Raw genomic sequence first — 443 nt, 5'->3', positions numbered from 1 at the left:
CGTAACAAGGTAGCCGTATCGGAAGGTGCGGCTGGATCACCTCCTTTCTATGGAGAATTGATGAACGCTGTTCATCAATATAAGTTTCCGTGTTTCGTTTTCGTTTAGTTTTGAGAGTTCAATAAAAAGTATTGACTCTTAAATGAGGATATGATATAAATAAATCCTGCAATTTGTATGGGCCTATAGCTCAGCTGGTTAGAGCGCACGCCTGATAAGCGTGAGGTCGATGGTTCGAGTCCATTTAGGCCCACCATACAACTTGGGGCCTTAGCTCAGCTGGGAGAGCGCCTGCCTTGCACGCAGGAGGTCAGCGGTTCGATCCCGCTAGGCTCCACCAAAAAGCTATTTTAAATAGCAAATGGTATGTTCTTTGAAAACTAGATAACAGTGTAGCTCATATTTTTTAATTTTAGTTTGGTTAAGTTAGAAAGGGCGCACGG

The 443-nt window shown here is 43.6% G+C and carries 2 tRNA genes; both read left to right on the top strand.

Features of this window, described 5'->3' with window-relative positions:
• The first annotated feature begins 179 nt into the window (after positions 1-179).
• Positions 180-256, top strand: a tRNA-Ile gene (locus MR079_RS28425).
• An 8-nt stretch (positions 257-264) separates the two neighbouring features.
• Positions 265-340: transfer RNA gene (locus tag MR079_RS28420), tRNA-Ala, on the top strand.
• Positions 341-443: the final 103 nt, after the last annotated feature.

It is taken from the genome of Bacillus cereus group sp. BfR-BA-01381 (assembly GCF_022663555.1).
Classification (GTDB): Bacteria; Bacillota; Bacilli; order Bacillales; family Bacillaceae_G; genus Bacillus_A; species Bacillus_A pacificus.
This window is presented reverse-complemented; position numbering and strand designations above follow the sequence as displayed.